The following is a 24,993-nucleotide window of genomic DNA, read 5'->3' as shown; positions in this document are numbered from 1 at the left end:
TGTGGCGCCGGGGCGGCCGTCGCCGGCCGTCACCGCGATGGAGGGCCGATGTCACCCACCCGCTTGGAGTTCCACCCGCTCACGTACGTGCCGGAGCGGGACGGCATCACGGTCGGCCGCGTCGACGCCGCCTCCTTCGCCATGCTGCCCGAGGACGGCGTCGCGCTGCTGCGCCGACTGGCCGGAGGCATGCCGGTCGACGAGGCCGAGCAGTGGTACCGGCGCACCTACGGCGAGACCGTCGACATGGCCGACTTCGTGGCCGCGATGCGCGAGCTGAGGTTCGTCCGGGCCGAGGGGGAACCGCTGGCCACGCGGCCGAAGGTGCGTTTCCAGCGGCTCGGCCGGCTCGCCTTCTCCCCGCTGGCCTGGGTCGTCTACCTGCTGGTGACGGGCGCCGCCGTCGTCGCCATGGTGAACCGACCGGAGCTGCGCCCCCAGGCCGACCACGTCTTCTTCGTGCCCTCCCTGCTCGGCGTACAGGTGGGCCTGGCCCTCTGCCAGTCGCCGGCCATCCTCTGGCACGAGTTCTACCACCTGCTCGCGGCCCGCCGGCTCGGCCTGCCCACCCGGATGCGGATCGGCCGCCGGCTCTACTACGTGGTGGTCGAGACCGAGCTGGACGCGCTGCTCACCGTGCCGGCGCGGCGGCGTTACCTGCCGATGACGGCCGGCCTGCTGGCCGACGCGGTGCTCTTCGGCGCGCTCGTGCTCGCCGCCGCGGCCGACCTGTCCGACGGCCTGTCCTGGCCGGGACGGCTCGCGCTCGCGGTGGCGTACACCGTGTTGCTGCGGATGTCCTGGCAGTTCTACGTCTTCCTGCGCACCGACATGTACTACGTCGCCACCACGGCCCTGGGCTGCACCAACCTGGACGAGGTGAGCCGGGCGTACCTGCGCGACCGGTTCGGCTGGTTGCCCTGGGTACGCCGCGCCGACTGGACCGACGGCGACTGGTCGCCGCGGGACCGGCGGCTCGCCCCCTGGTTCGCGCTTGTCACCTGCGCCGGTGTTGGGGTGCTGCTGGTCACCGTCGCGCTCTGGACCGCGCCGCTGATCTGGGAGTTCGGCACCCGGGTGCTCAGCGCCCTCGTCAACGGCTCGCCCACCGGGCCCGGCTTCTGGGACTCGGTCGCGTCCCTCCTGTTGGTCACGTTCGAGCTGGTGCTGCTGCCGCTGCTGGCCGGACGGCTCCAACGCCGGCGGGCGAAGCGCCCGAGCCCCGCTCCGGCCGGCTGACCGCCGCCCGCCCACCACGACCGTCCACGACGGCCACCGAGCCGCCGGACCCACCCCAACCGAGGAGCAAGGCATGACTGCACACCAATGGCGGGTTGGGCCGTCGCCGGCCGACGGCGAGCGGGCCGATCTCGCGGTCGACGCGCACCGGGGCCTGCGTGGTCCGTACACCGGGCTGGGCAGCCTGCTGCGCCTGATCGTGCCGGAGACCTACGAGCGCCGGCCCGACCTGGTCCGCCGGCACCTGACCGAGATCCTCTCCGCCGCGCCGGAGCTGCGGGGCGCGATCGACGCCGCGCCCGAGACCCTCACCTCCCTCGCCGTCCCCGAGGAGCGGACCCGGATCTACCCGGCCAACCGGACCCGGCGGCTGGCGCACGGAGCGACCGAGTTCGTCGCCGGCCACGCCGCCGCCACCGGCCGGCTGCCGCTACGGGTGGCGTTCGACCGGGTGGGCCAGGCGGACCCCACGGACCAGGAGTTCCTCGCCATCTTCCTGCGTCGGGTCCGGCCGGACCGGGTGCAGGTGACCATCGGCACCGACGGCGGTCCCCTGGAACCCGAGCTGTCCGCCGCGCTCGAACGGTACGCGACCCGGCTGCCGGACCTGCCCCGACCGGGCGCCGCCGCCGGCCGCGACCGGGAGGAGCTGGCGCAGGCGTACGTCGACGCGGACGGCACCTCCACCGACCCGGCGGAGCTGGCCGCGTACGAGCAGACGGACGCGGACCGCCGGGTACGGCTGCACGACGCGCGTGCGGCACTGCTGCGCGAGCGCGGCGAGTGGAGCCTGGAGCTGGGCGCGATCCCGTGGCACCTGGAGCGCGGCAGTGATCCGGCCGGCGCCGGCGCGGACGCGCTCTACGAGGCGGCCCGGCACTGCGGCGCGATGGGCTACTACCACGCCGTGATCGACTACGGGACCCGCGGCCGGGCGATCGTGGACCCGGAGACCCAGATGCAACGGTTCTGGCTGCTGAGCACCCGGGCCAGCTCGGCGATGGTGGTGCTCGGGCGCACCGTGGAGGCGGAACCGACCTACCTGGACCTGCGCAGCCGGTACGCCGACCCGGAGTTGCAGATGTCCACCGGGTACGCGCTGGCGATGCTCTACACCCGCTTCCACCCCGACGAGCTGCGGGACCACCATCTGGCCCGGGGCTACATCAACAACTCCATCGCGATCGCCTCGCTCCTGCCCGACCTGGAGAAGCGGGCCTTCCACTCGGTGTTCCAGAACAACGGTCTGGCGCTGATCGAGATGCGGTTGGGTCGGCTGCCGGCGGCGCTGCGGCTGGTCGACGAGGGGCTGCGCCGGCTCGACCAGGAGCTGCCCGGCGACAAGCACCGGCTGCACCGGTCGGTGCTGGTGCACAACCGGGGCAAGGCGTACCTCGCGCTCGGCCGGCTGGACGAGGCGCTGGCCGACCTGACCAAGGTGATCGAGCTGGACCCGAACTACGCCGACTACTACTTCGACCGGGCCGACGTGCGGCGACGGCTGGGCGACCTGGTCGGCGCCGTCGCCGACTGCGACACCGCGATCAGCCTGTCGCCGCCGTTCTACGAGCTGTACTACAACCGGGCGGACATCCGGACCGAGCTGGGCGACCTGGCCGGCGCGGTGGCCGACTTCGGTTACGTCGTCGAGCTGGAGCCGGACCAGGTGGACGCCCGGGTGAACCTCGTCAGCCTGCTGCTCGACGACGGGCTGCTCGACGACGCCCGCCCGCACCTGGACGAAGGACTGCTGCGGCACCCCGACGAGCCCCGTCTGCGGCAGTTGCGCGGCGTGCTCGCGCTGGCCGACGGGGACGGGGCGCAGGCGCGGCGGCACTTCGACGCGGCGCTGCGGGCCGACCCGGAACTGGTCGCCGCGCTGGCCAGCCGGGCCGCCCTCGCCTTCGACGGCGGGGACCACGCCACCGCGGTCGCGGACCTGACCGCGGCGCTGGCGGTCGAGCCCGACAACCCGGACCTGTGGTACAACCGGGGCTTCGTCCACCAGGCGTCGGGTCGCTGGGCCGACGCGGTGGCCGACTACAGCCGCGCGTTGGAGCTGCCCGGAGCCGACCGGGGCGAGCTGCTGAGCCAGCGGGCCCGGTGTCACGCGGAGCTCGGGGACACCGAGGCCGCCCGGGCCGACGAGACGGCCGGCGCGGCCGAGCGGCTGGACCTGGCCGGGGCGCGATGACCACCACGGCCTCGATCAGGGACTCGACAGCGGTCGGGCCGCGCGCCGGGGCGCAGCCCGACGCGTCCCACCCGCCCGTCGGGGCCGCCGACCGCTCCCGGCCCGTCGGGGCCGCCGACCGTTCCCCGGTGGGCGCCGCGGCCCCGCCCGCGCCCGCCGGTGGACCGGCCGCCGACCCGCCGGCGCCCGCCGGCAACCGGGCCGGCGACCCGGCCCGGCCCGGCGGCGTCAGCGGTCCGCTGCTGCGCGAGTTCATGCGCAACTGGGCCACCGGCGTCGCGGTGGTCACCAGTCACACCGACGGGCAGCCGGTCGGCTGCACGGTCAACGCGTTCACCTCCGTGTCGCTGAGCCCGCCCCTGCTGCTCGTCTCGCTCGGGCGGGCCAGCCGCACGCTGGCCGCGCTCACCGCCGAGGGCGTCTTCGCGGTGAACCTGCTGAGCCGGCGGCAGTGCCACCTGGCCGACCAGTTCGCCGGCCGGGCGCCGGACCGCTTCGCCGGGGTGCCGTACCGCGACCGGGACGGGTTGCCGCTGCTCGACGGCGCGCTCGCGGTCGCGGTCTGCACCGTGAGCCAGGTGATCGGGGTCGCCGACCACGCGCTGGTGCTGGGCGCGCCGTACTGGTGCGAGAGCCGCGCGGGCGGGGAGCCGGCCGTCTTCTTCGGCGGACGGTACCGGGCGGTCAGTCCGGATTGACCCGCTCGCGGAACCGGGCGGCGTACCGGTTGAGCGCCGCCCGGTTCGTCTGCTCGGTCTTGGCGATCAGGCTGGCCACGTGCTTCTCCACGGTGCGCGGGGAGATGAAGAGCTCGTTGGCGATGCTGCGGTTGTCGGACCAGTCCGCCATGAGTTCGAGGACCTCGTACTCCCGCTCGGTCACTCCCCTGAGCCGCAGCGGCGGCGGCACCCGGCTGGTGTCGCGGCGGTGCGGCACCACCACGCCGCACCGGCGCAGCTCGGCCCGGCAGGCCCGGGCGGGCGCCCCGAGCCCGGCCTGGCGGAAGTGCTCCTCGGCCTGGCGCAGCCAGGCGACCGGCTCTCCCCAGCGGTCCGTCCGGGCCGCCCCGGCGACGAGGCGCAGGCCGAGGTGGACGGCGATCGGGTGCGCGTGCGGGTCCCGGCGCACCGCCGCCACCGCCGCCGCGGCCTCCTCGCGCCGGCCCTGCCGGCCCAGCAGCACGGCCTCGGCGAGCGACCCGAACTGCCGGTTCCAGTGCAGGCGACCCGCGTCGCCGCCGCTCGTCGGGCGTCCGCGACACCAGCTCGCCGCACCGCCCAACACGTCCAGCAGCAACCCCAGCCCGTGCTCGCCGGCCAGCGGATAGGGCGCCGGCCGTTCCGCGTCGTACCGGGCCGCGCGGGCCAGCTCGTCGCGCGCCCGGTCCGGGTCCTCCTCCAGCAGCGCGCAGACCGCGTACGCCATCCCGTGCGCCAGCGCCAGGTACGGCGAGCCGGTGTCCCCGTGGCGCCGCAGCTCGACGAGCGCCTCGTCCAGCTCCGGCCGCCGGCCCCGGTGCCCGGCGCAGATCGCGCGGACCAGCGACGACCGGACCAGCACGTCGCGCAATCCCAGCCGCCCCGCCTCCGCCACGCTCGCGGCGACCAGGCGCTCCGCCTCGTCGTACCGGCCCCGTAGGGCGTGGTGCCAGGCGAGCAGGGTGTGCCCGGTGTGGCGCAGCGCCGAGGAGCCGCGCCGTCCGTTGCGTTCCGCGCTGTGGCGCAGGGCGTCGGCGTCACCGGTAAGCAACCACTGGTGCTCGGCGAGCAGCAGGGTGGCCCGGGCCCGCCACAGCGGCAGGTGGTGGCGGTCGGCCAGCTGCCGGATCCGGAAGAAGCACGTCTGCGCCTCGTCGGTCTCCCGCCGGCGGGCCAGCAGGCCGCGGACCTGCCAGCCGAGACAGGCCACCGCCGGCAGTCCGGCGTGCTCGGCCTCCGCCACCGCCCGCTCGGCGAGCCGGACCGCCTGGTCGGGCACGCCGATCGCGAGGTGGGCCGCGACCGCGTCCAGGTACGCGGTCCGCGGTCCGGGGGCGTCCGGGCCGAGCACCGCCCGGGCCGTCTCCAGTTGCACGACCGCGTCGGCCCGCCGCCCGGCGAGGCCGGCCAGCCGGGCGAGCTGCACGTGCACGTCGGCCAGCCGTTCGGGCGCAACGCCCGGGTGGCAGAGGTCGTCGAGGTTGTCGAGGAGCCGCAGCCCGCGTTCGGCGTCGCCCGTCTCCACCAGCGCGCAGAGCAGCTCGTGCAGCACCTCGGCACGCAGCGGGGCGTCCGGGGCGGTCTCGGCGAGTCGCCACGCCTGTTCCAGGGTCTCGACGGCCGCGTGCAGCCGGCCCGTGGCGAGCGACCGGCGGCCGGCGAGGGTCAGCAGCCGGGCCGCCCGCGCCGGGTCGCCGCCCCGACCGGCCAGGCGGGCGGCGAACGCGCACCATCCCCCCGTCAGCTCCGGGTGCAGCTCGTGCACCGCCTCGGTCACCCGTTGCGCCAGGACGGCCCGATCGGCCGGGGTGAGCAGGTCGAGCAGCGCCAGGGTGATGGTCGGGTTGCGGAAGGCGTACCAGTCGTGGTCGTCGGGGCCGGGCACGACCAGCCCGGCGGTGACCGCCGCGCGCACGTGCCGGAGCAGATCGTCCTGGTCCAGCCGCAGGGTCTGCCCGAGCACCGAGACGGGGAACCGTTCGCCGATCACGGCCGCGGCGGTGAGCAGGCGGTGGCCGGCGGGCCCGAGCCGGGTCGCCTGGCCGGCGACGGTGTGCCGGACGCTCGACGGCACAGCGGTGGGGACCTCGTCGACCAGCCGGCACCCACCCGGGTGCACGACGAGGGCGCCGCTGTCCACCATGGCCTGGAGCAGTTCGGTGGCGAGGAACGGGTTGCCGGCGCTGTCCCGGTAGAGCCGGGTCACGACCGCCTCCGGCACCTGGTGGGGGAAGAGCCGCAGCCGGGACGCCGCGAGCAGGCGGACCGCCGGCGGGTCCAGCGGGTCCAGCGGCAGGACCGCGCCGCGGCACCGCCGGCCGAGCGACTGGGTCAGGTCCCATGCCGGCCCCGGGCCCTGCCGCACGGTCGCGAGCAGCAGGGTGCCCTGGTGGACGAGGTTGTCGGCCAGGTACTCCACCACCGTCAGCGTCTCGCGGTCGCTGTCGTGCAGGTCCTCGAGCGCCAACAGGCAGCCGCGCTCGGCGCCCGCGACCGACAGCAGCCGCAGCACCGCCTCGCCGAGGAGCACCGGCGAGGGCGGCGCCGGAGCGGTGTCGGGGGAGCGGTACTCGGGGAGCAGCCCGCCCAGGGCGGACCGGTAGGGGCGCAGCCGGGGATGCTCCAGGATGGGTTCGCTGCGGGACAGGTGCGCCAGGGCCTCGGTGAGGGGGCGCAGCGGCACGACGGGTCCCGTGCTGCCCGCCCGCCCCGGCAGCACCGACATGCCGGACTGCCAGGCCCGACGGGCGGCCTCCAGGACCAGCCGGGTCTTGCCCGTGCCGTCCTCGCCGACCAGGAAGACGCAGCCGCCGTGCCCCTGCCGGGCCCGGTCCACCGCCGCGTGCAGCAGGTCCCGCTGGTGGTCGCGGGCGACCAGGACGGGCAGCGAACAATTACTCCCGGCGAGCATGGCACCTCCCTGTCTCGGAACAAGAACGGAACGCCTGGTCACCCTCGAAGCGTCGGGACACATATCCGACCGGGGTCGTAGGAATCGGGACCGGCGGCTCCGGGAACGGTCAGCCTAAGAAGGATCGCAACGAATTTACAGTCTTGTATTTTGCTCTGGATCTTCCAGTTGGTACACCAGGCGTGTTCGCAGAAGTGCGCTGGGTCACGCAATTTCCCGCTTATGATCTACTTTGGCGGTTTTTGCTGATGTGCTGTCGCGGCGCTACGGCGGATCGTCGAACAAAGCGGATTGCGCGATGAATGGCCGCTGCCGGTGCTTTTGAAGGGAGTGTCGCCGTATGGCGGCGAACAGCGCGATTCGCCGGGGCGGGAACCATTTCCGCAAAGCTGTCCGGCCGGGGCCCCGGCCGGGGCCCCGAGGAGGTCGCGGTCGCGGGCCGACGGGAACATCGCTCCGTGCGGGGTCCGGCACAAGCTGTTGACAGCTCTCGATTCGTGGGGAACTCTCCTGCTGTGTTCGACGTATGATCGGCAACCGGGCGGTGAGGGGTACGGATGCGGACCATCGACTGGCGGGACGACCGGATCGTCGCGATCGACCAGACCCGGCTGCCGCACGAGGTCGAGTTCCTGGAGATCGACACCGTCGAGGACCTGATCGCCGCGATCCGGTCCCTGGCGATCCGGGGCGCGCCCGCGATCGGCGTCGCCGGGGCGCTCGGCGTGGCGCTCGCCGCCCGCCGACACCCGGACCCGACCGAGCTGCGCCAGGCCGTCGACGCGCTCCGCGCCGCCCGTCCCACCGCGGTCAACCTCGCCTGGGGCGTGGACCGGGTCCGCGCCCGCCTCGACGCCGAGGGCGCCGAGGCGGCCCTCGCCGAGGCCCTGACCGTGCTGGCGGAGGACGTCCGCTGCTGCCGGGAACTCAGCGAACGCGGCGCCCGCTGGTTGGTCGAGACCGTCGGACCGCAGGTGGCCGTCCAGACGCACTGCAACGCCGGCGCGCTGGCCACCGTCGAGTGGGGCACCGCCCTCGGGGTCGTCCGGTCCCTCCAGGAACACGGCGCGCTCACCCACGTGTACGCCTCGGAGACCCGCCCGCTGCTCCAGGGCGCCCGGCTGACCGTGTGGGAGCTGGCCCAGATGGGCGCGGCGCACACCCTGGTGGTGGACTCGGCCGCCGCGTCGGTGCTCGCCCAGGGCCGGGTCGACGCGGTGGTGGTGGGCGCGGACCGGATCACCGCCAACGGCGACGTGATCAACAAGGTGGGCACGTACCCGCTGGCGCTGGCGGCGGCCCGGGCCGGGGTGCCGATGGTGGTCGCCGCCCCGGAGTCCACGGTGGACCTCGCCACGCCCTCCGGCCGGGACGTGCACATCGAGGTCCGCGACCCCGAGGAGATCACCGCCCTGGGGGCGGTGGCGCTGGCCCCGAAGGGCACCGGCACGCTCAACTACGCCTTCGACGTGACCCCGGCGGACCTGGTCACCGCCATCGTCACCGAGCGTCGGGTGATCCTGCCGGCCGCCGGCGGTCGCCCCGACGACCCCATCGGCCGGAGCTGACCCACCGACCCGAGGAGTGCACACCCCGATGCGTAACCGCTGGTCCGCCGCCGACGCCCCGGACGGCTCCGCCCCGATCGCGCGACTCGTGTACGCGTCCCGGCTGCTCGGGGCCGACACCGGCCTGGTGCTGCACGGCGGGGGGAACACCTCGGTCAAGACGACGGTCACCGACCTCACCGGGGAACCGGTGGCGGTGCTGCACGTCAAGGGCAGCGGCTCCGATCTGGCGACGATGGACGAGTCCGGGTTCACCGCGCTGCGGCTGGAGCGGCTGCGGGCGCTGCTGCGGCTGGAGCGCCTCGGCGACAGCGAGATGATGAACGAGTTGCGCTGTGCCCGGCTCGACGCGCGGGCGCCGGACCCGAGCGTGGAGACGCTGCTGCACGCGCTGTTGCCGCACCCGGTCGTGCTGCACAGCCACGCCGACGCGCTGCTCGCCCTCACCAACCAGCCGGACGGCGCGCGGCTGGTCGAGGAACTCTACGGCGACAGCGTCGTCGTGGTGCCGTACGTGATGCCGGGGTTCGACCTGGCCCGGCGGTGCGCGGACCTCTACCCGGCCCGCGCGCACGCCGGGACGGTCGGCATGGTGCTGCTCCACCACGGGCTCTTCACCTTCGGCGCGGACGCCGAGGAGGCGTACCGCCGGCACATCGACCTGATCAGCCTGGCGGAGGAGCGGGTCGGGCTGCCCCGACCCCCGGTCGCGCCGGTCCCGCCCCCGCCGGTGGACCGGGTCCGGCTGGCCCGGCTGCGCCGCGACGTCTCCGCCACGGCGAATGCCCCGATGCTGCTCAGCCGCCACGAGGACCCGGCCGTGCGGGCCTTCCTGGACCGGCCCGACCTGGCGGCGGTCGCCACCCGGGGCCCGGTCACCCCGGACCACGTGCTGCGCACCAAACGGATCCCGCTGGTCGGCGCCGACCCGGCCGGCTACGCCGACGCCTACCGCCGGTACGTCGAGCAGCACCGCTCCCGGGCCCGCACCACGCTGACCATGCTCGACCCGGCGCCACGGGTGATCCTCGACCCGGAGCTGGGGATGCTCACCACCGGCCGGTCGGCGGCCGAGACGCTGATGGCCCGGGACATCTACCGGCACACGGTCGACGTGATCGAGGCCGCCGAGGCGGTCAGCGGTTACCGGGCGCTGCCGGCGGAGGACATCTTCGACGTGGAGTACTGGGAGTTGGAGCAGGCGAAGCTGCGGCGGGGCGGACCGACGCCGGAGTTCGCCGGCGAGGTGGCGGTGGTGACCGGAGCGGCTTCCGGCATCGGCCGGGCCTGCGCCGAGGCGCTGCTGGCGCGCGGGGCCTGCGTGGTGGCCCTGGACCGGGACCCGTCGGTCGGCGCGTCCGACGGGCCGGCCCGCCTCGGCCTGACCGTCGACGTCACCGACGCCGCGGCCGTGGACGCCGCCCTGGACGCCGCCGTCGACCGCTTCGGCGGGGTGGACATCGTCGTCGCGGCGGCCGGGATCTTCCCGCCGAGCCGGGCGATCGCCGACCCGGACCCGGCCGGGTGGCAGCGCACCATGGCGGTCAACGCGGAGTCCGTGGCCCACCTGCTCGGCCGGGCCCACCCGCTGCTCGCGCTCGCGCCCCGAGGCGGCCGGGTGGTGGTGATCGCCTCCCGCAACGCCCTCGCCCCCGGCCCCGGCGCGGTCGCCTACTCCGCCTCGAAGGCGGCGGTGACACAGGTGGCGCGGGTGGCGGCGCTGGAATGGGCGGGCGACGGCATCCGGGTGAACGTGTTGCACCCCGACGCGGTCTTCGACACCGGGCTGTGGAGCCCGGAGGTGCTCGACGCCCGGGCCCGGCACTACGGGCTGACCGTGGCGGAGTACAAGCGGCGGAACCTGCTCGGCGCCGAGATCACCAGCGCCCGGGTGGGGGAGCTGGCCGCCACCCTCTGCGGGGAGCCGTTCGCGGCCACCACCGGGGCGCAGATCAGTGTGGACGGTGGGAACGAGCGGGTGATCTGAGATCCCGGCGCCGGGGCGGGGCCGGCCCGGCATTGACACGCCTCGCTCCACATTCCATGGTCGATGGAATCACCTCTCCGTCGAAGGGCGCAGCATGGTCAGCAGCGAACACCGGTACGTGATCGTCGGGGCGGGGCCCGCCGGCCTGCAACTGAGCTACTACCTCCAGCGGCAGGGCGCCGACTACCTGACGCTGGAACGGGGTGACGCCCCCGGCGGGTTCTTCCGACGGTTCCCGCGGCACCGTCGCCTCATCTCCCTGAACAAGGTGCACACCGACAGCACCGACCCCGAGATCCGCCTGCGCTGGGACTGGAACTCGCTGCTCAACGACGCGCCGGACCTGCTCTTCCCGCGGTTCAGCGAGGAGTACCTGCCGGCGGCCGACGACCTGGTGCGCTACCTCGCCGAGTTCCAGCGGGTGCATCAGCTCAACGTCCGCTACGGCACGACCGTCGAAGGGATCACCCGCACCGGCGACGGCTTCATCGTGCGCACCGACCGGGGCGAGGTGCGCGCGGGCTGCCTGATCGTCGCGACCGGCTGGGGCCGGCCGTTCGTGCCGGCGATCAAGGGGATCGAACACGCCGTCGGGTACGAGGACATGGTCGTCGATCCCACCGCGTACGACGGCCAACGCGTGCTGATCATCGGCAAGGGCAACTCCGCCTTCGAGACCGCGTCGGCGATTCTCGGCCGGGCCTCGATGGTGCACCTCGCCAGCCGGCAGCCACTGCGACTGGCGTGGAACACCAAGCACCCGGGCGACGTCCGGGGCCAGTACGGCGCGATCCTGGACAGCTACCAGTTCAAGACGCTGCACTCGGTGCTGGACTGCACGATCGACGAGATCCGGCCCGTCGACGGGCGGTTCCGGGTGTCGATCACGTACACCCACGCCGAGGGGGAGACCGCCGAGCTGGACTACCACACCGTGCTCAGGTGCACCGGTTTTCGGATGGACACGTCGATGTTCGACGAGTCGTGCCGTCCCGAGATGGTGCGCGACGGTCGGATGCCCGGGTTGCGCCCGGACTGGCAGTCGCGCAACGTCGACGGCCTGTACTTCGCCGGCACCATCGCCCAGGACCGGGACGTCAAACACGCGTCCTCGCCGTTCATCGACGGATTCCGGTACAACCTCCGGACGTTCACCCGGATGCTGCGGGAGCGGTACGACGACGTGCCGCTGCCGTACGCGACGACGCCGGCGGACGCCGCGTCGCTGACCAAGCTGATGCTCGACCGGGTCAACTGGTCCTCGGCGCTGTGGACGCAGTTCGAGTACCTCTGTGACGCCTTCGTCCGCGACGAGGTGACCGGCGACTTCCACCACTACGAGGACCTGCCGGAGGACTACGCCGTCGAACGCTTCGGGACCGCCCCGCACTGGTACACGCTCGCGCTGCGGTGGGGCCGCGACGACTACGGCGACGTCTTCGCCATCGACCGGCACCCGACGCCCGACCGGGCCCGGGAGAGCGCCTTCATCCACCCGGTGATCCGCCGCTACCGCGGCGCCGAACTGCTCGCCGAGCAGCATCTGCTGGAGGACCTGCTGGCCGAGTGGCGACGCCCGGACCGGCACGTCGGGCCGTTGGTCGACTTCCTGACCGAGGACCTCACCGACAGACCATGACCTCGTCGAGCGGCTTGCGGGTCAGGTCGGGGACGCGGGCGTCCGGGGCGGGGTACCCGACGGGCATCACCACGTACGGACGCTCCTCCGGCGGACGCTCGCACACCTCGTTGAGGAACCGCATCGGGCTGGGCGTGTGGGTCAGGGTGGCCAGACCGGCGTGGTGCAGCGCGGTGATCAGCACGCCGACCGCCATGCCGACGGACTCCTTGACGTAGTACGGCTTCGGGCTGTTCGGTCCCTGATGGACCTCGAACACGACGATGACGACCGGTGCGTTCTCCAGGAACGGCTTGCGCCAGTCGGTGCCGATCCCGGCGATCGCCGCCAGCCACTCCGGTGAGGCGCGGCGGTCGTAGAAGGCCCGCTCCTCGGCCTCGGCGGCCTCGCGCAGCCGGCGCTTGCGGACCGGATCCGTCAGGACGACGAAGCGCCACGGCTGGACGTTGGCGCCACTGGGCGCGGTCGAGGCGGCCCGGATCGCCGCCTCGACCACCCCGGCGGGCACCGGGTCACCGGCGAAGTCGCGCACCGAGCGGCGTTGGGCCATCCGATCGGCGAACGCCTCCGCCTCACGCACCATGTCCGCCGGCGGACGGCGACGGTGCCGGACGGGGACCGTGGGCAGCAGGCTGGTGTCGTTCACCTGGAACCTCCCTGATCAGGTGCGTCCAGCATGTCCCGGCGGTGGTCGCCGTGTCGTTACTCAGAGGTGCGCTCCTCGCGCTCGGGCGCGGTGTGCCTGGCGATCGTGTCGACCACGTCGGTCAGGCGCCCGCGCGACGCCCGGGCGTCCCGCTGGCGGGTCGCGCCGTCGCCGCCGTGGGCGAGCCCGGCCAGCCAGCCCTCCACCCGCTCGCGGTCGCCCGCCTCGTCGAGCGCCGGCCGGGCGCGCTCCACCAGCCGCTCGGCGAGCGTCGCCGCCGGCAGGGGGCGACCGGTGGCGACGTCGATGCCCTGGCCGCCCATCCCGTCCCGGGCGGCCCGCCAGTACGCCAGTCGCATCAGCTCGGGGGCCGGGCGCGGCCCTTCGTCACCCCGGTCGACGGCCTCCCCGGCGACGACCGTCAACGCCCGCACCAGGGCGGCGAACGCCGCGGACTCGGGCGCGGTGAGCGGGACGTCGGCCACCCGCACCTCGATCGTGGGGTGCCTCGTCGACAGGCGGAGATCCCAAAAGACGGTGCCGTGGTCGACGAGCGCGCCGGCTTCGAGCAGCGCGTCCACGTGGTCGTCGTACTGCTTCGCGGAGGTGAGGTACGGCGGTGGGCCGGCCACCGGCCAGCGCCCCCAGGTGATGGTGCGCCAACTCGCGTAGCCGGTGTCCCGCTCGGACCAGTAGGGCGAGTTGGCGGTGAGGGTGAGCAGCGCCGGCAGGTGCGGGCGCAGGTGGTTGCCGATCAGCACGGCGCGGTCCCGGTCGGGTTGCTCCACGTGCACGTGCAGGGCGCAGATGGCCAGCTCGTCGTGCAGCCCCCGGAAGGTGGCGGTGCCCCGGTCCTGGCGGGGTCCCTCGGTGACGGGTGGCGGCACCGCGCGCCCGAGCACCGGCGAGCCGCTGGCGAGCACCCGCAGGCCGGCGGACCGGGCCGCGGACTGGATCGCGGCCCGTCCGTCGACGAGTTGCGCGTGCAGCACGTCGAGGCTCCGGCACGGGTCCGTCCGGGTCTCGACCTGCAACTTGGTGATCTCACCGTCGACCCGGGGGCCGAGGGCCGGCCGGGCGCGGTCGACGACGGTGGCCGCCTCCGGCACGACCCCGCGGTGCGCGGCGTCGACGACGAGGAACTCCTCCTCGACACCGAGCCGGGGTACGGAGGTTGGCCCGCCCTGTTCCGTAGTCACCACGCCGCCGACCCCTCGCTGCCGGTCGTTCGCCGACGTAGAGCAGGTTACGGGATGTCGTCCCCCGGTGACGGCACGAGTCGCTCCACGATGGACAGCGTGTCGACGAGACCGGCCAGCAGCGCCGTCCGCTCGGGCATCCGGTCCAGGCAGACGTACTCGTCGTCGGCGTGCGCCCCGCCGCCGACCGCACCCAGGCCGTCGAGGGTCGGCACCCCGATCGCGGCGGTGAAGTTCCCGTCGGACGCGCCGTTGGCGTACGCGCCGTCGGGGCTCGGGACGCCGATCTGCGGGGCCACCGACCGGGCCAGTTCCAGCAGCGGGCGGGCGAGTTCCGGGGACATCGGATAGCGGTTGATCCCGCCCTGCACGTCGAGCGTCGCCTCGGGCAGGACCGGCGCGAGTCCGCGGATGGCGTGGTCCACGCGTTCGAGTTCGTGCCGGGTCCAGGCCCGCACGTCGACCGCGAGGCAGGCGGAGTCGGGCACCGTGTTCGTGGTGGTGCCGGCGGAGAGCAGCGTCGGCGTGACGGACGTGCCGTCGCTGTCCGCCGTGCCGATGCGGCCCAGCGTGAGGACCTGGTGGGCGACCTCGACCGTGGCGTTGACCCCGCGCTGCGGTTCGACGCCGGCGTGGGCGGCCCGGCCGGAGACGGTGACGCGGTAGACCGAGCCGCCCTTGCGGGCCACCTTCAGGTGCCCCTCGGGGGTGGCCGCCTCGCAGACCAGGACCGCGCCCGACCGCCGTGCCTCCCGCTCGATGAGCGGCCGGGACGTGCCGGAACCCGTCTCCTCGTCGCAGGTGAGCAGCACACCCACCGCCGACGGGTCCTCGATCAGGCGCAGCGCCGTGAACATCTGCACGATGCCGGCCTTCATGTCCAACACGCCGGGGCCGGTCGCGACGTCCCCCCGGACGGTGAACGGCCGGGACCGGACGGTGCCGACCGGGAAGACGGTGTCGAAGTGGCCGAGGAGCAGCACGCGCTGATCGACGGCCGGCCACAGCAGGTGCGGCAGGCCGTCGATCTCGACCCGCTGGGCGGGCCGGCCGAGGACCTGCTCGCCCCAGCGGGCGAGCAGGTCGGCACAGCGGGCGAGGTGGGGCAGCGAGCCCGGCGCCGATTCGCAGGAGACGAGCGTGCCCAGCCGGTCGACCATGTCCGCCTGGTACTGCTGCGCGGCGCCGAGTAGCGAGCGTTTTCGGCCCATTGGTCCCTCCAACTGCATGGTTGACGGGTTCGATATGATGCCCGCCTATTTCACCGTCGCAGGGGGACCGGATGTGGGTCTTCCTCGTCCGTGCTTAGCTCGTCGGCGCGGTGGTCGACCGCAGCGGAGCGGACGATCCGTAGCCCACGTCGATGATCCGGCGGGCGGTTTCGGCGTAGGCGTCCGGCCCCTCGGGCGCGAAGGTGCCGAGGCCGTCGACGTAGCGGTTGTACATGCAGAACGCGGCCGCGATCAGGACGGTGTCGTGGATCTCCAGGTCGGTGGCGCCCTGGGTGCGGGCATCGGCGACGAGTTCGGGGGTGACGTGGCGGCCACTGATCTGGACCGCGCCGGCGATGCGCAGCAGCGCCCGCAGTTTCGCCGAGATCGGCGCGCTGTCGAGGTCCGCGCGGACCTGGTCGACGAGGGTCATGCCGTCGTCGAGCTGCGCGGCGGCGAACGCCGAGTGCGACGCGCAGCAGAACCGGCACTCGTTGCGCCCCGAGACGTACGCGGCGATCAGTTCGCGTTCCCCGGCCGGGAGCGTGTGCGGGGCGCGCAGGAGCACCTCGGCCAGTTCGTTGAGCGGCTTCGCCGTCTCCGGGCGGTACCGCATGGGACCGGAAATGCCGGGAAACTGCTTCTCGTCGATCCCGAGATCGATGTGCGCCATGCTGTGCTGCCTCCAGTCGTGACCGTGGCGCCGGCCGGGTCATGCTCCTGCCGTCGCGGAGGCCCGGACCGGACGGCGTGTTCGGACGCCGCGCGCCCACCATCCCATATGGACGACGGCCGCATCCCAAGGATCGTGCTCTGTGTCGGGCCCGGACCGGGTCGCCCGCGCCGCGCCGGACGCGCCGCAACGGTGGAGATGCGGACGAAAGGTGCCGACGGTGAGGCTGATCGAACAGGTGTACAGCGACGCGCCTTGCGGCTGCGGGGAGGCGGGCGAATGGAGCGGGGCATGAGCGAGGGCAGAGGAACCGACGTGACCGACATCTACGACTACCGGGCCGAGCGCGACGGCAGGTCACCGTTCCACCCGCCGGTGCGGTACCAGACGCTCCGCGACGAGAACCCGGTCAGCCAGGTCACCATGTGGGACGGCAGCAAGGTCTGGTTCATCACGCGACGCAACGACGTGCGTGCCGCACTCGCCGACGAGCGCCTCAGCGCGGACAACCGCCGGCCGGGCTTCCCGCTGTTGAGCGCCGGGTCGGAGACGCTCACCGAGGACAACCCGACGTTCGCCCGGATGGACCCGCCGGAGCACACCCGGCAGCGGGCCATGGTCAACGCCGACTTCACGCAGCGCTCGTCGGCCCGGTGGCGGCCGGGGATCCAGCAGATCGTCGACCGGCTGGTGGACGACCTGCTGGCGAAGTCGCCCCCCGCCGACCTGGTCGCCGAACTGGCCGAGCCGCTGGCGGCGCAGGTGATGTGCCTGATCCTCGACATCCCGTACGAGAAGGACCTCTTCCTGCGGGTCGCCTCGACGTTCGCCGACCACTACGTCGGGCAGGACAAGCTCGACGGGGCCAGCGACGAGCTGACCGACGTCATCGTCGAGGTCCTCGAGGCCAAGGCCGCGAATCCCGGCGACGACGTGCTCAGCCGCCTCATCACCGAGCAGGAGGCGAACGGCGCGCTCACCCGCGCCGACATCATCGGCATGGCCCGCGTGCTGATCGTCGCCGGGTACGAGCCGGCGGTGCACGGCGTCTCCCTCGGCCTGGCCGCGCTGTTCTTCAACCCGGACCAGTTGGCGTTGCTGCGCGAGGACCCGAGCCTGATCGCGGGCGGCCTGGGCGAGCTGCTCCGGTACAGCACCAACTTCCACACCGGGCTGCCCCGGATCGCGGTCGGCGACACCCGGATCGGGGGACAGGAGATCAAGGCCGGCGAGGCGGTGCTGGTCTACCTGCCGACGGCGAACTTCGATCCGCAGTGGTACGACGACCCGGACTCGCTCGACATGCGCCGGACCCACGCCGGCAACGTGTCGTTCGGCCACGGACTGCACAGGTGTCTCGGGCAGCACGTGGTCAAGATCCAGATGGAGGCGGTCATCGAGACGCTGCTGCGCCGGATTCCGGACCTGCGGCTGGCCGTGCCGCTCGACCAGCTTCCCTTCCAGCGTGAGGCGGCCGTCTACGGCGTGTCGAAGCTGCCCGTGACCTGGTGACCAGCGGCTGTCGGCCGCCGTGCCCGGCAGCGAGGAGTCGATCCGTCGCGAGCAGGCCGTCGGTCGGGTTCGCCCACCGCGCCCGTCAGCGCCGACGGGTGCGGTGGGGAGGGCCGGACACGGGTGCACCCGGGCCGTCGCGACCTGCGCCGCCGTGGCGTCGTGGCCGGCGCGCATCCCGCCGGGGTACCCGTGCGGTCGTCATCGGCACGCCGTCTCGTGCGCGCACGGCCGGTCCGGCCCGTGAGCAACGTCAACGACCTGTCCCGGTGGCGGACGGATCCTGCTGCTCGAGACGGCGGGCGTCCGCCAGGGCGAACCGCAGCGAGTTCGCGGCGGCGCGCACGTTGTCCAGCGCATCTCCCAGCAGGATCACGGTTTCGGGGCCATCGCGCTGGGCGCGGGCGACCTGCTCAACTGCGGCTCCCATCGCTTCCATCGCGTCGTAGGCGGCGGCCTGCCGCAGGCCGACGGTGGGTGCGGTGCCGGCTTGTTCCTCGTGCTGCATGCCAAACCCCGTGCTGTCGAAGAGATGGCTGCGGACGTACTCGCGCATCCACAGTGCGGTGCCGCCGACTGAATTCAAGGAAGCGGAAAGCGGCGGTCGACTGATGGTTGTCCAACCTAACACGGCGCGCCGCTCCAGCGCCCGTGTGGTCGATCGGACATTTTCCGGAACCTCTCGACCAGCCGAGACCGCCGAATTGTCAAAGCCACGATTACCCCCGTGTCACCATCTCGATGACATTGGCGCACGTGATCATCTGCTCCTCCGTTGTCGCCTTGACAGCGCATAACGGCCATGCCACGATCGGGCCATGGGCGCCATTCGACGAGAGTGCGACGGCTGACGTTCGCAGTCCGCCGGTGCGGAATTATTGACCCCGCACGCAGCTTGAGCGGCGCAAATTATCTCGATTGATGCCGGCCATTTTTCGCGTCCACCGAGCACTCCGAGCAGAGGAATCGTCATGGACACATCCGTTGACGTGCAGGGTCAGGACACCACTCCGCAGCTCACCGATCTGCGCCGGGAGAACCAACGCCTCAACCGCGAGGAGTTCGCCCGACGTGAGCCCCGGCTCGCCAGTCGCCCTGTGACGCTGTTCGTCGAACTCACGCAGAACTGCAACCTCAAGTGCCCCATGTGCCGCTCGGGCGAGAAATACCGACCCGAATACAACCTGTCAATCGACCGCTACCATCAGCTCGCCGAGGAGCTGTTCCCGTACGCCAACGTGGTGGACCTTCGCGGCTGGGGCGAGAGCACCATGCTGCCGTACTTCTCGGAGCTGGTCGACGTGGCGGTCAGTTACCGGCCGCAGCTTCGGCTCGTGACGAACGGGCAGGTCAACCGCATCCCGACGTGGGAGAAGCTGATGCGGGCGCATGCCACCATCTCGCTGTCCTGCGACGCGGCCGATTCCGACCTGTTCCGCCTGCTCCGCGGCGGTGGCCGGGTGCAGAAGCTCCTCCAGACCGCCGCCACGCTCGTGGAGATGCGCGAGGCGTACGGAGCGCCGGAGCGGAACCTCGAGTTCATCACGATCGTCAGCCGGGACAACCTGCACGACCTGCCCGCGATCGTGTCCATGGCCGCCGGGGTGGGCGTCCGTCACGTCACCTTCTTCCCGCTCCAGGCGCCGGCCGACGATCCCGGCCACCTGCGTCACGACCTGGAGGCGACCAAGAACGCCTACCTCGCGGCGACCGCGCGGGCCCGGGACGAGGGGGTCGTCCTGCGCCTGGGGGCGGCGCCCGACAGCAACCTCGCCATCCCGGGGATGGTGAAGACCCATCCCTGTATGCATCCCTGGTCCTACGCATATGTGGACTACGCCGGCCGGGTCGGTTTCTGCGACCACCTGATCGGTAACCAGAAATACACCCTCGGCTCGCTCCAGGAGCAGTCCTTCGAGGAGATCTGGAACGGCGACGAATGGGTCAGGCTGCGCAACGAGCATGCTGCGGCGGAAATCTCCGACCGGTTCTCCCCGTGTCGCTGGTGCTTCAAGAACAGATATGTCGACTTCGAGGACAGGCTGCACCCGGACTATGTCTCCCGAGTGGTGTCGTCGGAGCTCGACGGTGACCTCGTGGTGGAACGTCAAGGCGACCTGCTGCCGCTCCAACAATTCTGTTTCTGACCTACGAAGGGAGTAGTGGAGTGACCTGCCAGGTCGGTGTGCAAATGGGTACCAGGGGATACGGCATCATGGGCAGTCTCCCGGTGCGGGACCTGCCGAAGAGCCTTGAGTACGTGCGGTCGGCAGGAGCGACGGGCGTCGAGGTGATGACAAACCTGATCGACGATCCGCACCGTCTCCGTACCGCCTGCTCGGATGCCGGACTGGAGATCATCGGACTGCACGTCTTCTGGTCGGAGCTCGACGACGCGCTGCTGGCAAAGGTGCGGGAACTCGAGGTGCCGCGCCTCATCTGCTCCGGCGTACCCGTCTCGTCACCGGCCGAATGCGACAGCAGTATCGAAACGATACGGAACTGGTCTGCCTCGGCCCGGCAGGCCGGCGCCACGTTCCTGGTCCACAACCACGAGGAGGAGTGCGCGCCGTTCCCTGACGGGCGCCTTCCGATCCAGGTGATAGCCGAGCGGACGACGCCGGAGGACGTGGCATTCGTCGTCGACGTCTACTGGGCGAACCGGGCGGGCGCCGACTTCGACGCGCTGTTCGCGGCGCTGACCGGCCGGTGCGACTTCGTGCACTTCAAGGACGGACTGCGAGCGGGCGACGCGGCGACGAAGTCCTACGGCCTGGGCGAGGGGGAGGTCGACCTCGAACGCGCGTGGTCCGCGGCCACCGCCGCCGGTCCGTTGGCGTGGGCCGTCGTGGAACGCGACAATCCCGCGGAAGATCCGGAAGGCGCCGTGCTGGCTGACGTCCATCGGCTACGCGCCTACGCCGGTCACCCGTCGGCGGGAGCCGATCAGTGACCCGACTCCGCGTCGGCATCGTCGGCTTCGGATCGATCGTCGAACTCGCCCACCTGCCCGCCCTGCGCGCGCTCGCGCCGCGCATCGCCGTCGAGGCGGTGGTGGACAGCTCCGAGGAGCGCCGCAAGACCGCGACGGCCATGCCCGAGGTCCGCCTCGTCGCCGCGTCCGTCGACGATTTCCTCCGTACGGCGCCGTCACTGGATCTCGTCGTCAGCGCGTTGCCTCCCGATGCGAACGGCGTGACGGCGGGCCGACTGGCGGCGGCCGGCTACACCGTGCTGGCCGAGAAGCCGCTGGCCGCCACCGCCGCGGAGGCTCGGCAGATCCTCGGCGACGCGGAAACCGCCGGCCGCGTGTCGATGGTGCACAACTACTTCTTCCGCACCGACGTCCAGGCGGCGGTCGCTGCGGTGCGCGAGGGAGCGATCGGCGCCGTCCGCCTGACCCGGCTGGAGCGTCCGGACGGGGGGCACTTCGTCGGCTCCGGAATCGATCCGCACTGGCGACGCTCGGCGCAGCGCCACGGTGGGTGTCTACGCGACAACGCCTACCACTGGATCTACCTCGCCCCGGCCCTCTGCCACTCCGAGATCGACGATGCGACGGCCCGCGTCTCCTCCCGCCGCAGCGACGAGGTGGAGGATGTCGGCCACGCCGTCCTTCGGCATGCCAACGGGGCGCTGACGACGGTGACGACGGCGTGGTGCGCGATCTCCGCCCGTCCGGTGCTCGAGGTCCACGGCGAAACCGGCTCGCTGAGACTTCTGGGAGATGAGAACGCCTGCGAGATCAACACGGGTGCCGGGTGGACGACGCTGCCCGGCCGCGTCGGCGTCAACAGCTACGAGCAGATGTACCGGCACCTGCTCGACGTGGGCGCGGGCGCGGACGAAAGGCTGAGCGTGCAGAGCGGACTGCGAGTGCTCGACGTCCTCGACCAGCTCTACGCCGCGGCGTCAGACCACCACGGCGACGGGGGACCCCGATGAACACACCGCGACGACCGACCGAGCTCTCGTGGGGGGTCATCGGCACCTCCCGGATCGCCACGGAGTACGTCATCCCCGCCATCCGCGCCGCGGGTGGCAGCGTCGCCGCGATCGGCAGCCGGGATGGCGACCGTGGGCGGGAGGTCGCCGACAAGCTCGACATCCCCGCCGCGTACGGGAGCTACGAGGAACTGCTCGCCGACGACCGCCTCGAAGCGATCTACGTGGCGCTGCCCAACGCGCTGCACACCGACTGGGTCCGGGCGGCACTCGTGGCCGGTCGCCACACCCTGTGCGAGAAGCCGCTGACCCGAAGCCGGCGTGACGCCGAAACGCTCACCGAACTCGCCGAGCGTGACGGCCTCGTGCTCATGGAGGGCTACATGTTCCGGCATCACCCCCAGTGGGCGACGCTGAGCGCGGTCCTCGACGCCGGCGACGCCCCGGTCGTCGTCCGCTCGCACATCGGCTACCGCATGACCGCGGACGCCGACATCCGGCTCCACGGCGAACTCGGGGGTGGAGCTTTCCTGGACGTCGGCTGCTACACCGTCGCCGCCGCCACCGAGTTACTGGGCGAGGCGACGACGGCGACCGCCCAGGTCGTCGCCCGGCATCCCGAGACGGGTGTGGACACGCTCACCGTCGCGTACCTCACCTTCCGAGACGACCGGCTCGCCGTGCTCGACAGTGACTTCCTACTCGACTGGACGACGACGCCCCTGGAGATTCGGACGCCGTCGCGCACGGTCCGCCTGGAACACCCCTACAACCCCGGAGCGGAACCCACCGAGATCCTCGTCGACCGGCAAGGCGCGGCACGCGAGCACCACCGGGTCGCCTCCGCCGACGCGTACCGGGCGATGGCCGGCACGTTCATGCGGTTGGTCGGCGAGGGCGCGACGGCCCCAGAGGCCGAGCGGGAGCGGGCCCGGATCCGGTCCGTCGCGCACAACATCAATCTGGTCTGGGACGCCCTTGGCGGAGCCGAGCGATGACGGCGTCGGCCCAGAACGACTCGGAGATCCTCTCCGGTGCGATCAACAGCGTCGTGCGCACCGGTGACCGGGTCCGGCGTCCCAGCTCCGGGCCGGCCGTGCACGCGTACCTCAACCATCTCGAGGAACGCGGCTTCGGCGGTGCGCCGCGTTTCCTCGGCACCGACGGCGAGCACGAGGTGCTCTCCTTCATGGCGGGCACGGTCTTCGCCGACACCCACCTGGCCGACATGCCGGACGCGGCGTTGCCCGGCGTGGCGCACCTGCTCGCCGAGCTGCACGAGACGGGGAACGACTTCGTCAGTCGGCGGACCGTGGCGTGGACCAGCGAGCGGGTTACCGGCGGTTCCCGGCTGACGATCTGTCACAACGACGTGGCCCCGAGGAACACCGTGCTCCGCGACGGTCGCCCAGTGGGGCTGATCGACTGGGATCTCGCCGGACCCGAGATCCCGGACTGGGACCTGGCGCACGCGGTCTGGCAGTTCGCCCCGCTCGACGACGACCGGGGGTGCCGGCAACGCGGCTTCACGACGGCGCCCGATCGGCTCGAGCGGATGCGCGCGATGGTGCTCGCCTACGGTCCCCGCACGACGGACGCCGACGCGTTCGCCGGTCTGGTCGCCCTGCGGATCCGCACCACGTTACTGGGCATCGAGGCGCGCGCTGCGCGCGGCGAGGCGGTCTTCGTCCGGCTGGCCGCCGCCGGGGTGACCGACGATCTGCGACGGCAGCTCTCGTGGGTGCGCCGTCATCGCGAGGTGATCGCCCATGCGGCCCGGTGAGACGGATGCCATCGAGATTCATCAGCTACGCCGCGTCTTCGAGCGGCGGGTGGGTTGGCGTGCGCCCCGGGTGACCCGGGAGGCGCTGACCGGCATCGATCTGCGGGTCAGGGCCGGCACGACCTTCGGCATAGTCGGGCGTAACGGCGCCGGCAAGACGACGACCGTCAAGATCCTCTCGACCCTGCTGCTTCCGACCAGCGGGTCCGTGCGGGTGGCCGGCCACGATGTCGTCCGGGAGGCCAAGCGGGTCCGTGCCCTGCTGGGTGTGGTGCTGGGCGGCGACCGCGGCTTCTACCAACGGCTGACGGGGCGGGAGAACCTCAGATTCTTCGGCAGCCTGGTGGGAGTCTCCGGACGCCGGCTGCACGATCGTGTCGCCGCGTTGACGGAGCAGCTCGACCTCACCTTTCTCGACGAGCGCGTAGAGGCGTGCTCGCGGGGGATGAAGCAACGCCTGCACCTGGCCCGGGCGTTGCTGCACGAGCCGCCGATCCTCATCCTCGACGAGCCGTCCCTGGGACTCGACCCGGTGGCCGCCGCCCAGATGCGTGCGCTCGTGCACAGCCTGGTGCCCCGGCACACGGTGCTGCTCACCACCCACGACCTGTTCGAGGCGGAACGCCTCTGCGACGAGATAGCTGTCATGCGCCGCGGCGCCGTCGCGGCCGCCGGCACGCCCGAGGAACTCGCCGTGCAGGCCGACCTGCGGCACCGGGTCAGCGCGGTGGTCGACGGCGGTTCGCCGGCCGAGGTGACCGACCGGGTGCGGTCGGTGCTGGACGTGACGAGCATCGAAGCGAGCGACGCCGGTGACGGTCGGGTACGGCTGACGTTGACGCACCGGGGCGCCGGCACGGGCGTCCAGGACACCACCGCCGCGCTCGTCGCGCTCGGGCTCCGGGTCGAGGAGATCCGGGTCATCCCGCCCGACCTGGAGGCGACCTTCTTCGCTCTGGTGGGCGCCTGATGACCGCGGCGCGCGACGCCCGGGATCTCGTCCGGGTGGCGATGGCGACGGCGGCCAATCACGTACGCCGCTCCTACCGCTACCGGATCGCCATCGTCCAGGAGACGCTGTATCCGATCCTGCTGGCTCCCACCATGTACTTCGCCTACGCCGCCGCCGACCGCGGCAGTCTCGGTGGCACCGACCTCCTCGACTTCCTGGCGGTCGGCATGCTCGCGGTCGTCGTCTGGAACGGCACGGTCTGGTCGGCCGGTTTCGCCCTCGAACACGAACGCGCCGAGGGCACCCTGCAGGCCCTCCTGGGCACGAAGGCCAGCCGCAGCGCCATCGTCATCGGCTACGGCATCGGCGCGGTGGCGCGCCTCGCGCCGTCACTGGCCGCGCTGGGAACGCTCGCGGCGGTGACCGGCGTACGCCTGCCGACCGGACGCCTGCCGCTCGCGGTGACGGCGTTCGCCGTCCTCATGGCCGTCTGCGTCTGCGCCGGCTACGCGATGTCGGCGTTGTTCCTGTTCACACGCAACGCACACAACGTCGCCACGCTGCTGAACTTTCCCATCTGGGTGCTCAGCGGCGCGTTGGTACCGTCGTCCGACCTGCCCGGACCGTTGGCGGCGCTCGCCCGGTGCGTGCCCATGAGCCACGCTCTCGACGCGCTACGAGCCGCCACGTCGACCCGCGCCGACCTCACCGATCTCCTCCCGTCGATGCTCACCGCCGTCGCTCTGGCCGTGCTCTGTGCCGCGGCGGGCCGGCTCGCCCTGCGTCTGGCCGAGCGCCACGCGCAGCGCACCGGTCTGGTCGACCTCTACTGATGG

The 24,993-nt window shown here is 72.6% G+C and carries 20 protein-coding genes; 14 read left to right on the top strand and 6 right to left on the bottom strand.

Going from position 1 to position 24,993, the window contains the following annotated elements:
- Positions 1–48: 48 nt before the first annotated feature.
- The 3 genes from ACIA6B_RS14895 to ACIA6B_RS14885 all read left to right on the top strand — a co-directional run bounded on the left by ACIA6B_RS14895 (position 49) and on the right by ACIA6B_RS14885 (position 4,131).
- Positions 49–1,239 carry a hypothetical protein gene (locus ACIA6B_RS14895; protein WP_396773619.1) on the top strand — a complete coding sequence of 397 codons (1,191 nt, stop codon included), beginning with the start codon at positions 49–51 and terminating at the stop codon, positions 1,237–1,239.
- A gap of 73 nt (positions 1,240–1,312) precedes the next feature.
- On the top strand, positions 1,313–3,433 hold the full coding sequence (locus ACIA6B_RS14890) for a tetratricopeptide repeat protein (RefSeq protein WP_396773618.1): 2,121 nt from the start codon (positions 1,313–1,315) through the stop codon (positions 3,431–3,433).
- Positions 3,434–3,561: 128 nt separating this feature from the next.
- Positions 3,562–4,131: a flavin reductase family protein gene (locus ACIA6B_RS14885; RefSeq protein ID WP_396773616.1), complete on the top strand. Its 570-nt coding sequence runs from the start codon at positions 3,562–3,564 to the stop codon at positions 4,129–4,131.
- Here ACIA6B_RS14885 and ACIA6B_RS14880 read toward each other — a convergent pair.
- On the bottom strand, positions 4,118–7,042 hold the full coding sequence (locus ACIA6B_RS14880) for an ATP-binding protein (protein ID WP_396773615.1): 2,925 nt from the start codon (positions 7,040–7,042) through the stop codon (positions 4,118–4,120). The two genes, ACIA6B_RS14885 and ACIA6B_RS14880, sit on opposite strands and share 14 nt — an antisense overlap.
- A gap of 557 nt (positions 7,043–7,599) precedes the next feature.
- Here ACIA6B_RS14880 and mtnA point away from each other — a divergent pair.
- The 3 genes from mtnA (at position 7,600) to ACIA6B_RS14865 (ending at position 12,236) form a co-directional block, all read left to right on the top strand.
- Complete coding sequence (mtnA, locus tag ACIA6B_RS14875; protein ID WP_396773613.1) at positions 7,600–8,610, top strand: S-methyl-5-thioribose-1-phosphate isomerase; 1,011 nt, start codon at positions 7,600–7,602, stop codon at positions 8,608–8,610.
- Positions 8,611–8,638: 28 nt separating this feature from the next.
- A complete protein-coding gene (locus ACIA6B_RS14870) occupies positions 8,639–10,597 on the top strand; it encodes a bifunctional aldolase/short-chain dehydrogenase (RefSeq protein ID WP_396773611.1) in 1,959 nt (652 codons plus the stop codon).
- Between the two features lie 94 nt (positions 10,598–10,691).
- Positions 10,692–12,236 carry an NAD(P)-binding domain-containing protein gene (locus ACIA6B_RS14865; protein WP_396773609.1) on the top strand — a complete coding sequence of 515 codons (1,545 nt, stop codon included), beginning with the start codon at positions 10,692–10,694 and terminating at the stop codon, positions 12,234–12,236.
- Here the strand turns inward: ACIA6B_RS14865 and ACIA6B_RS14860 are convergent.
- The 4 genes from ACIA6B_RS14860 to ACIA6B_RS14845 all read right to left on the bottom strand — a co-directional run bounded on the left by ACIA6B_RS14860 (position 12,220) and on the right by ACIA6B_RS14845 (position 15,965).
- Positions 12,220–12,819 carry a nitroreductase family protein gene (locus ACIA6B_RS14860; RefSeq protein WP_396773673.1) on the bottom strand — a complete coding sequence of 200 codons (600 nt, stop codon included), beginning with the start codon at positions 12,817–12,819 and terminating at the stop codon, positions 12,220–12,222. The genes ACIA6B_RS14865 and ACIA6B_RS14860 overlap by 17 nt on opposite strands.
- Positions 12,820–12,938: 119 nt before the next feature.
- Complete coding sequence (locus tag ACIA6B_RS14855; protein WP_396773607.1) at positions 12,939–14,084, bottom strand: glutamate--cysteine ligase; 1,146 nt, start codon at positions 14,082–14,084, stop codon at positions 12,939–12,941.
- Positions 14,085–14,128: 44 nt separating this feature from the next.
- Positions 14,129–15,292 (bottom strand): M20 family metallopeptidase, encoded by a 1,164-nt coding sequence (locus tag ACIA6B_RS14850; RefSeq protein WP_396773605.1) that lies wholly within the window; start codon positions 15,290–15,292, stop codon positions 14,129–14,131.
- Between the two features lie 94 nt (positions 15,293–15,386).
- On the bottom strand, positions 15,387–15,965 hold the full coding sequence (locus ACIA6B_RS14845) for a carboxymuconolactone decarboxylase family protein (protein WP_396773603.1): 579 nt from the start codon (positions 15,963–15,965) through the stop codon (positions 15,387–15,389).
- 291 nt (positions 15,966–16,256) lie between these two features.
- Here ACIA6B_RS14845 and ACIA6B_RS14840 point away from each other — a divergent pair, with 291 nt between their 5' ends.
- Entirely contained in the window at positions 16,257–17,477 is a 1,221-nt protein-coding gene (locus tag ACIA6B_RS14840) for a cytochrome P450 (RefSeq protein ID WP_396773602.1), read from the top strand.
- 253 nt (positions 17,478–17,730) lie between these two features.
- Here ACIA6B_RS14840 and ACIA6B_RS14835 read toward each other — a convergent pair whose 3' ends face one another.
- The gene (locus ACIA6B_RS14835) at positions 17,731–18,033 is read right to left on the bottom strand and encodes a hypothetical protein (protein ID WP_396773600.1); all 303 of its coding nucleotides are present in this window, start codon (positions 18,031–18,033) and stop codon (positions 17,731–17,733) included.
- Between the two features lie 415 nt (positions 18,034–18,448).
- Between ACIA6B_RS14835 and ACIA6B_RS14830 the strand changes: the two genes are divergently transcribed.
- The 7 genes from ACIA6B_RS14830 to ACIA6B_RS14800 are packed head-to-tail and all read left to right on the top strand — an operon-like array spanning position 18,449 to position 24,990.
- On the top strand, positions 18,449–19,624 hold the full coding sequence (locus ACIA6B_RS14830) for an SPASM domain-containing protein (protein WP_396773598.1): 1,176 nt from the start codon (positions 18,449–18,451) through the stop codon (positions 19,622–19,624).
- Positions 19,625–19,644: 20 nt separating this feature from the next.
- Positions 19,645–20,430, top strand: a complete 786-nt coding sequence (locus ACIA6B_RS14825) for a sugar phosphate isomerase/epimerase family protein (protein ID WP_396773597.1) — start codon at positions 19,645–19,647, stop codon at positions 20,428–20,430.
- Positions 20,427–21,422 (top strand): Gfo/Idh/MocA family protein, encoded by a 996-nt coding sequence (locus tag ACIA6B_RS14820; protein WP_396773595.1) that lies wholly within the window; start codon positions 20,427–20,429, stop codon positions 21,420–21,422. Before ACIA6B_RS14825 ends, ACIA6B_RS14820 begins: the two co-directional genes overlap by 4 nt.
- A complete protein-coding gene (locus ACIA6B_RS14815; RefSeq protein ID WP_396773593.1) occupies positions 21,419–22,420 on the top strand; it encodes a Gfo/Idh/MocA family protein in 1,002 nt (333 codons plus the stop codon). Before ACIA6B_RS14820 ends, ACIA6B_RS14815 begins: the two co-directional genes overlap by 4 nt.
- Positions 22,417–23,205 (top strand): aminoglycoside phosphotransferase family protein, encoded by a 789-nt coding sequence (locus tag ACIA6B_RS14810; RefSeq protein ID WP_396773591.1) that lies wholly within the window; start codon positions 22,417–22,419, stop codon positions 23,203–23,205. Before ACIA6B_RS14815 ends, ACIA6B_RS14810 begins: the two co-directional genes overlap by 4 nt.
- Complete coding sequence (locus tag ACIA6B_RS14805) at positions 23,192–24,175, top strand: ABC transporter ATP-binding protein (protein WP_396773589.1); 984 nt, start codon at positions 23,192–23,194, stop codon at positions 24,173–24,175. Before ACIA6B_RS14810 ends, ACIA6B_RS14805 begins: the two co-directional genes overlap by 14 nt.
- Positions 24,175–24,990 (top strand): ABC transporter permease, encoded by an 816-nt coding sequence (locus ACIA6B_RS14800; protein WP_396773588.1) that lies wholly within the window; start codon positions 24,175–24,177, stop codon positions 24,988–24,990. Before ACIA6B_RS14805 ends, ACIA6B_RS14800 begins: the two co-directional genes overlap by 1 nt.
- Positions 24,991–24,993 lie beyond the last annotated feature (3 nt).

Origin of the sequence: Micromonospora sp. NPDC051141 (assembly GCF_044455765.1) — a bacterium.
Classification (GTDB): domain Bacteria; phylum Actinomycetota; class Actinomycetes; order Mycobacteriales; family Micromonosporaceae; genus Micromonospora.
The sequence above is the reverse complement of the archived record's forward strand: the minus strand, read 5'-3'. Positions and strand labels throughout refer to the sequence as shown.

Coding starts and splice junctions, on each gene's coding strand:
- ACIA6B_RS14895 (WP_396773619.1), top strand. CDS start 49: ATGTCACCCACCCGCTTGGAGTTCCACCCGCTCACGTACGTGCCGGAG.
- ACIA6B_RS14890 (WP_396773618.1), top strand. CDS start 1,313: ATGACTGCACACCAATGGCGGGTTGGGCCGTCGCCGGCCGACGGCGAG.
- ACIA6B_RS14880 (WP_396773615.1), bottom strand. CDS start 7,042: ATGCTCGCCGGGAGTAATTGTTCGCTGCCCGTCCTGGTCGCCCGCGAC.
- mtnA (WP_396773613.1), top strand. CDS start 7,600: ATGCGGACCATCGACTGGCGGGACGACCGGATCGTCGCGATCGACCAG.
- ACIA6B_RS14870 (WP_396773611.1), top strand. CDS start 8,639: ATGCGTAACCGCTGGTCCGCCGCCGACGCCCCGGACGGCTCCGCCCCG.
- ACIA6B_RS14865 (WP_396773609.1), top strand. CDS start 10,692: ATGGTCAGCAGCGAACACCGGTACGTGATCGTCGGGGCGGGGCCCGCC.
- ACIA6B_RS14860 (WP_396773673.1), bottom strand. CDS start 12,819: ATGGTGCGTGAGGCGGAGGCGTTCGCCGATCGGATGGCCCAACGCCGC.
- ACIA6B_RS14850 (WP_396773605.1), bottom strand. CDS start 15,292: ATGGGCCGAAAACGCTCGCTACTCGGCGCCGCGCAGCAGTACCAGGCG.
- ACIA6B_RS14845 (WP_396773603.1), bottom strand. CDS start 15,965: ATGGCGCACATCGATCTCGGGATCGACGAGAAGCAGTTTCCCGGCATT.
- ACIA6B_RS14840 (WP_396773602.1), top strand. CDS start 16,257: ATGAGCGAGGGCAGAGGAACCGACGTGACCGACATCTACGACTACCGG.
- ACIA6B_RS14835 (WP_396773600.1), bottom strand. CDS start 18,033: ATGCGCGAGTACGTCCGCAGCCATCTCTTCGACAGCACGGGGTTTGGC.
- ACIA6B_RS14830 (WP_396773598.1), top strand. CDS start 18,449: ATGGACACATCCGTTGACGTGCAGGGTCAGGACACCACTCCGCAGCTC.
- ACIA6B_RS14815 (WP_396773593.1), top strand. CDS start 21,419: ATGAACACACCGCGACGACCGACCGAGCTCTCGTGGGGGGTCATCGGC.
- ACIA6B_RS14810 (WP_396773591.1), top strand. CDS start 22,417: ATGACGGCGTCGGCCCAGAACGACTCGGAGATCCTCTCCGGTGCGATC.
- ACIA6B_RS14805 (WP_396773589.1), top strand. CDS start 23,192: ATGCGGCCCGGTGAGACGGATGCCATCGAGATTCATCAGCTACGCCGC.
- ACIA6B_RS14800 (WP_396773588.1), top strand. CDS start 24,175: ATGACCGCGGCGCGCGACGCCCGGGATCTCGTCCGGGTGGCGATGGCG.